The sequence below is a fragment of the Bacillus sp. JJ664 genome, from assembly GCF_036962205.1.
GTDB lineage: Bacteria > Bacillota > Bacilli > Bacillales > Bacillaceae_G > Gottfriedia.
On the sequence record NZ_JBALMS010000030.1, the window covers coordinates 21318 to 27381 of the forward strand.

Annotated in this window: 6 protein-coding genes and 1 pseudogene; 6 read left to right on the top strand and 1 reads right to left on the bottom strand. The window is 32.5% G+C overall.

The genetic code is table 11. The features are described from left to right. The first annotated feature begins 2 nt into the window (after positions 1-2). Together ytfJ and tpx are read left to right on the top strand one after the other, a co-directional pair. Positions 3-446: a GerW family sporulation protein gene (gene ytfJ / locus V7056_RS05105; RefSeq protein WP_499699901.1), complete on the top strand. Its 444-nt coding sequence runs from the start codon at positions 3-5 to the stop codon at positions 444-446. 92 nt (positions 447-538) lie between these two features. After that, entirely contained in the window at positions 539-1039 is a 501-nt protein-coding gene (gene tpx / locus V7056_RS05110; RefSeq protein WP_499699903.1) for a thiol peroxidase, read from the top strand. 192 nt (positions 1040-1231) lie between these two features. Here tpx and proC read toward each other — a convergent pair whose 3' ends face one another. After that, positions 1232-2038, bottom strand: a complete 807-nt coding sequence (gene proC / locus V7056_RS05115; RefSeq protein ID WP_499699905.1) for a pyrroline-5-carboxylate reductase — start codon at positions 2036-2038, stop codon at positions 1232-1234. A gap of 163 nt (positions 2039-2201) precedes the next feature. Between proC and V7056_RS05120 the strand changes: the two genes are divergently transcribed. From V7056_RS05120 to V7056_RS05135, 4 genes and pseudogenes are all read left to right on the top strand, one after another. After that, positions 2202-3242, top strand: a complete 1041-nt coding sequence (locus tag V7056_RS05120; RefSeq protein ID WP_499699907.1) for a phosphatidylglycerol lysyltransferase domain-containing protein — start codon at positions 2202-2204, stop codon at positions 3240-3242. A gap of 260 nt (positions 3243-3502) precedes the next feature. Beyond that, on the top strand, positions 3503-4492 hold the full coding sequence (locus V7056_RS05125; RefSeq protein WP_499699908.1) for a class I SAM-dependent methyltransferase: 990 nt from the start codon (positions 3503-3505) through the stop codon (positions 4490-4492). 93 nt (positions 4493-4585) lie between these two features. Beyond that, a pseudogene (locus tag V7056_RS05130) lies at positions 4586-5357 on the top strand (acetate/propionate family kinase); the annotation flags it as partial. A gap of 83 nt (positions 5358-5440) precedes the next feature. Then, entirely contained in the window at positions 5441-5848 is a 408-nt protein-coding gene (locus V7056_RS05135) for a TetR family transcriptional regulator C-terminal domain-containing protein (protein ID WP_499699914.1), read from the top strand. Positions 5849-6064: the final 216 nt, after the last annotated feature.

Below are 6064 nucleotides of genomic sequence, written 5' to 3' on the forward strand. Positions count from 1 at the left end.
TAATGAGTCAACATCCAATCGGTGATTTAATGCATGCAGCGATGGAAAATTTATCTGCAATGATCAACGTGAATACAATAATCGGTGATCCAATTTCCACACCTGATGGAAGCATCATTTTAACAGTTTCAAAAGTAGGTGTAGGTTTTGCTGCTGGAGGAAGTGAGTTTAGAAACTATCATCTTGTTGATGGGGTTAAACAAACAGAAACTAGAAGTCCGCATCCATTTGGAGGAGGGACTGGTGGTGGAGCTTCAATCACACCAATTGCTTTCTTAATTGTAAACAAGCATGGAGTAAAACTTTTACACTTAGATCAGAACACACATTTAATTGAAAAATTAATGGATTTAACACCGCAAGCTTTGGAAAAAGTGAAGAGTTATATGAAGAAAAAAGAAGATCCAGTTGATGAAGAAGATGGCTACGATTCAGAATTAGATTAAATATAAATTTTGAGTAAAGTTAATTGCATTCATGCATTCCTTCCAGTAAGATAAATGTTGTGAACATTTTGTAATTTTTGGGAGGAATTATCATGGCATCTGTAACATTCAAAAACAATCCAGTAACATTAATTGGTTCTGAAGTAAAAGTAGGAGAAAAAGCTCCAAACTATACTGTATTAGCTAATGACCTAAGCCCAGTAACTTTAGAGACTTCTGCTGGAAAAGTTCGTTTAATTAGTGTAGTACCTTCAGTAGACACTGGTGTATGTGATGCACAAACTCGTCGTTTTAACGAAGAAGCATCTAATATTGGAAACGTTGAAGTATTAACTATTTCTATGGACTTACCATTCGCACAAAAAAGATGGTGTGCAGCTAGCGGATTAGAAAATGTACATACTTTCTCAGATCACCGTGACGCTTCTTTTGGTGAAGCTTATGGTGTATTAATGCAAGAATTACGTTTACTTGCTCGTGCAGTATTCGTAGTAGATTCAAATGACGTAGTAACTTATGTAGAATACGTAAGTGAAGGTACAAGCCATCCAAACTACGAAGCAGCAATCGAAGCTGTAAAAGCAGCAAAATAATTAATACTCTTATTGAGTAATCAAAACTGCCGAGTCATACTCGGCAGTTTTTTTGTTATGTTGAAGAGTTGATAGTATTTGGTTGGACATACTTAAAATTAAAAGAAAAAACGCCTACTAGTTAAAATAGTAGGCATTTTTATGGTTTTCTCTTTTAGCGAAAAAAAGTAATTCTATTCTATTTACACGAATTTATTTACCAAGAGCGCTAGATTTTGCTGTGCATCTTTCCATAGCGGCGATAATTGATGAGCGGAATCCTTGCTTTTCTAACTCAGCAATTGCTTCAATTGTTGCTCCTCCTGGTGTGCATACTTGGTCTTTTAATTCACCTGGATGTAATTCAGTTTCAAGTACCATCTTAGCAGCTCCCAGTACGGCTTGGGCAGCTAGATTATAAGCTTGTTTACGTGGGATTCCTTGTAAAACAGCGCCATCAGCTAGTGCTTCAATCATTAAATACACATAAGCAGGTGAGGATCCACTAACTGCCGGGATTGCATCCATTAAATTTTCATTTACAATTTCACATTTCCCGAAGCTATTAAAAATAGCCATAACTTCCTCAAGTTCAGAATCTGTAACGATTTGATTATGACAAAGTGCACTCATGCCTTCTCTTACTAATGATGGGGTATTTGGCATCGTACGAATAATTTTTACTTCCTTACCAAAAGATTTTTCTACCCCTTCTAAAGTAATACCTGCTGCAATTGTGATAATAACCGTGTGATTTGAAATGCTATCCTTAATTTCATCAATGATTGTTGGATACAAATTTGGTTTGACAGCTAAGAATAAATAATCAACTTTTGTAGCTAATTCCACGTTGTTTTGCATTGTTTGAATATCATATAACGCTTTTACTTTTACGAGTGTTTCATTTGATTTAGCACTTACAATAATGTTAGTTCTTTCAATTAGATTGGAGTCAATTAACCCGCCGATCATCGCTTGGGCCATCTTCCCGCATCCTATAAAACCTATTTTCTTATCCATTTCATCACATCCATTAATAAGTAATAAATTGAATTATACAGTAGGGCCTAATTTTTACCAAATAATAGTTTATTAAAAAAATTTAATATTATCTTCCCGTTCACATCATTTTTTTTGTAAAATAGAATTTGCAGGTGATATTGAAGCTTCATAAGGGGGAATTATGAAACAAACATGTATTCAGCATAAAGACAGAAATACAATCCAATACATTCAAGAATTTATACAAACTTATGGTGGTTCATCGCAAACACATTTAGGATTTCTTGGGGATAAGGATATTTTTGTTACAAAAAATAAAAAGGCTGCATTTCTCTATCGAAAAAATAAAGACAAATTTGTTGTTTTAGGAGACGCACTTGGCGAAAATTCTATAGAAGCATTACTAGAATTTGAACAATATGCCAGGAGCATGAAATGTGTGCCGTGTTTCTATCAAATAAATGAAAATATGAAAGATGTATATATAAAAGCAGGATATAGCTTATTTAAATTAGGTGAAGAAGCAGTTGTTGAGCTAGAACAATATGAAATTACAGGTAAAAAAGGCGCGAAGCTTCGTACGAAAAGGAATAGATTAATACGTCAAGGCTTTGAATTTGAAGTTACAATGCCAGAACATGATTTGTATTTCCTAGAGAATTTAAAAAAAGTATCTGATGAATGGTTAAATGGAAGAGAAGAACTATCGTTTTCTGTCAGTTCTTTTCATTATGATTATGTTTCAAAATTTCCCGTTGCAAGTTTAAAAAATAGTGATGGAGAAATCATTGCATTTGCAACCTTAGCAATTGAAGGTGAAATCATTTCCATTGATTTGATGAGACATAAAAGAGATATGCCATATGGGGCAATGGATATGCTATTTATTTCAATCCTATTTTGGGCTAAAGAAAAAGGATTTGTTAAGTGTAGTTTAGGTATGGCACCTTTAGCAAATGTAGGAATTGATTCCAATGCTACTTTATATGAAAAATCGGCTAAATTAATATTTAAATACGGTAATTCGATTTATAATTTCAAAGGCTTACTAACATATAAAAGTAAGTTTGCAAATTGTTGGGAACCAAAGTATTTAGCATATAAACCTTACACATTTATAATGGTAGTAAATACTTTATACAAAATTGTGCATGGAAAAAAATCATTCGATTCAATCATTAAATTTAAAAAGCCTGTCTTAAAAAAAGCAAAAATCAGTTAATTGATTAAAGACCTTGAATACTTCGAGGTCTTCTTTATTTTAGGTTCTATTCTAAATGATTGTTATTTTTTGGTTTTGAATTGTAATCAACGAACGCATTCTTAAAATCAAGTTCATATCAATTTTGTCCAAATATAGAAATAAATACATACAAGCTAAAAGAAATAACTTTTACACAATTAATAAAGTGGACACGCTTAAAAGGCATACGTATAATGAGAAACAATGATTAAACAATTTAGAAAGTGAGGAATACATATATGAGTAAAGAAAATACGGTTGAACTTTTATTTAATAACATAGATGAATCTACAGAATTGTTAAAAGATAATTTAGAGCTCTCTTATTTAGAAGCATTAATTGAAACAGGTGAGAATTTCTTCGAGGGGGAAATATTACAAGATGAAATAAATGACTTACAGCAAGAGAAATTAATGTTAATAATCCAACAGTACAATGAAACAACAAAAGATAATGAAAGCATTAGACGCGCGTTCCAATTAGCAATCTTAAAAGGAATGAAACAAGGTGTTCAAACAAATCATGAGATGACACCTGATGGAATTGCTTTTATTGTTTCCTATTTAGTTGGAAAATTTACAGATGGAAAAAAAGATTTGAAAATTTTAGACCCAGCTATTGGTACAGGTAATCTTTTATTAACGATTCTAAATGCGTCTAAAGATAAATTTACTGAATCAGTTGGAATAGACGTAGATGATGTTTTAGTAAGAATCGCGTTTGTTGTCGGAAATTTATTAGGTCACGAAATAGAATTATTTAATCAAGATAGCTTGGCACCTCTTTTTGTTGATCCCGTTGACTTAGTTGTATGCGATCTTCCAATCGGTTTTTATCCGAATGATGAACGTGCAAAAGCTTATACGCTAAAAGCAAAGGAAGGAATGTCTTTTGCTCATCATTTATTCATTGAACAAAGTATGAACTATTTAAAATCTGGTGGATTTTTCATCGGATTAGTACCAAATCATCTTTTTACTTCAGAACAATCTCAAGCATTACAGAACTATATTAATGAAACAGGTGTGATTCAAGGATTAATACAGTTGCCAGTATCTGCCTTTAAGGATGAAAGACATCAAAAAAGCATATTAATTATCCGAAAAAATGCAGAAAATATGAAGAAGCCGAAACATGCTTTATTAGTTGATTTCCCTAAGTTAACTAATATGAAGGCTGTTGAAGACATCATGCTTCAAATGAATTCATGGTTTAAAGAAAATTTATAATAATTGAACTTTTAAACACGTAAACTTATTTGTGTTATAATAATTTCAATAAAAAAAATATAACAGTTTCATGTTTAAAGGAGATGTTGAAACATGGCAAATATTCTTGCAATTAACGCTGGTTCTTCTTCGTTAAAGTTCCAATTAATCGAGATGCCTAGTGAAAAAGTACTTACAATAGGGTTAGTAGAACGTATTGGCCTAAAAGATAGTGTTTTTATTATCACAGTAAATGGTGAAAAAATGAAAGAAGTAACAGACATTGTTGATCATGCTGTAGCAGTAAAAATGCTATTAGATAAGCTAACAGGTTTAGGTGTTATTTCTTCGTTCGATGAGATTCACGGTGTAGGACATCGTGTAGTTCACGGTGGAGAGTTATTTACTGACTCAGCTTTAATTACTGAAGAAGTAGAGAAGCAAATTGAACTACTTTCAGATTTAGCGCCACTTCATAATCCAGCTAACTTAGTTGGTATTCGTGCGTTTAAACAAATTTTACCAAGTATTCCTGCAGTAGCAGTATTTGATACGGCATTCCACCAAACAATGCCTGAAGAGTCATTCTTATACAGCTTACCTTATGAATACTATAAACAATTTGGTATTCGAAAATATGGATTCCATGGTACATCTCATAAGTTCGTAACTGCTAGAGCGGCAGAATTAATCGGTAAACCAATCGAAGAATTACGACTTATTTCATGTCACTTAGGAAATGGTGCAAGTATTGCAGCTGTTAAAGGTGGAAAGTCTATTGATACTTCAATGGGATTCACACCACTTGCAGGTGTAACGATGGGTACTCGTTCAGGTAACTTAGACCCTGCTCTTATTCCATATATCATGGAAAAAACAGGGATGGAAAAAGGAGGAATATATAATCACTTTAAAAGTAAAGCAGAACTTTCATTGGATGCATTTTCTTACGCAATTAATACAATGTCCATGACTTTTCAAAAAGCAATTGAAAACCAAAATACTACTATTGAAAAGCTGAATGCTATACTTGATGTTTTTTTGTTTTTAGTAGAAGGAAAGCCTATTCCTGGAGGATGTCCGATCTTAAATGCAGCAATAGAGTCAGATGATGCACATCCCGATTTACGGGAGGCGACAGTAATGGCCATGAATGATTTATACTCTATGATCATTCAAATCGTTCGAACTGGTATAAAAACTGGAGAAATCATACCTACTACCGATTCTGAAACTTTAACTACAATATTTATATCTACGATTGAAGGTTCACTTATGATGACAAAGCTATATAATGACACGATTTATTTAAACCGCTCGATTGGCTTCTTAAAAGATTACCTAACTAAACTTGAAGTGATGAATTATGAAGTTTGAGAAAAAATTTCAACATTCATTTTAGAAACAAAAATAGAAAAGTGGGGAGACATTCGGAAGTTTTACCGCCCATATAACAAGCTATATGAAACAATATGTCTATTGATAAGGAATTTATAAAATGCTACAAAATGGTACTTAATCTCTCACGAAGCAGGGTGAATAAGAAATTGTATTTTAATGAGATAAATTTTTTAATAAAAACATATGTTTTTA

Bases quoted from the DNA above. Each gene is read 5' to 3' on its own strand.
- V7056_RS05120 (WP_499699907.1), top strand. From the start codon at position 2,202: ATGAAACAAACATGTATTCAGCATAAAGACAGAAATACAATCCAATAC.
- tpx (WP_499699903.1), top strand. From the start codon at position 539: ATGGCATCTGTAACATTCAAAAACAATCCAGTAACATTAATTGGTTCT.
- ytfJ (WP_499699901.1), top strand. From the start codon at position 3: ATGAGTCAACATCCAATCGGTGATTTAATGCATGCAGCGATGGAAAAT.
- V7056_RS05135 (WP_499699914.1), top strand. From the start codon at position 5,441: ATGACTTTTCAAAAAGCAATTGAAAACCAAAATACTACTATTGAAAAG.
- proC (WP_499699905.1), bottom strand. From the start codon at position 2,038: ATGGATAAGAAAATAGGTTTTATAGGATGCGGGAAGATGGCCCAAGCG.
- V7056_RS05125 (WP_499699908.1), top strand. From the start codon at position 3,503: ATGAGTAAAGAAAATACGGTTGAACTTTTATTTAATAACATAGATGAA.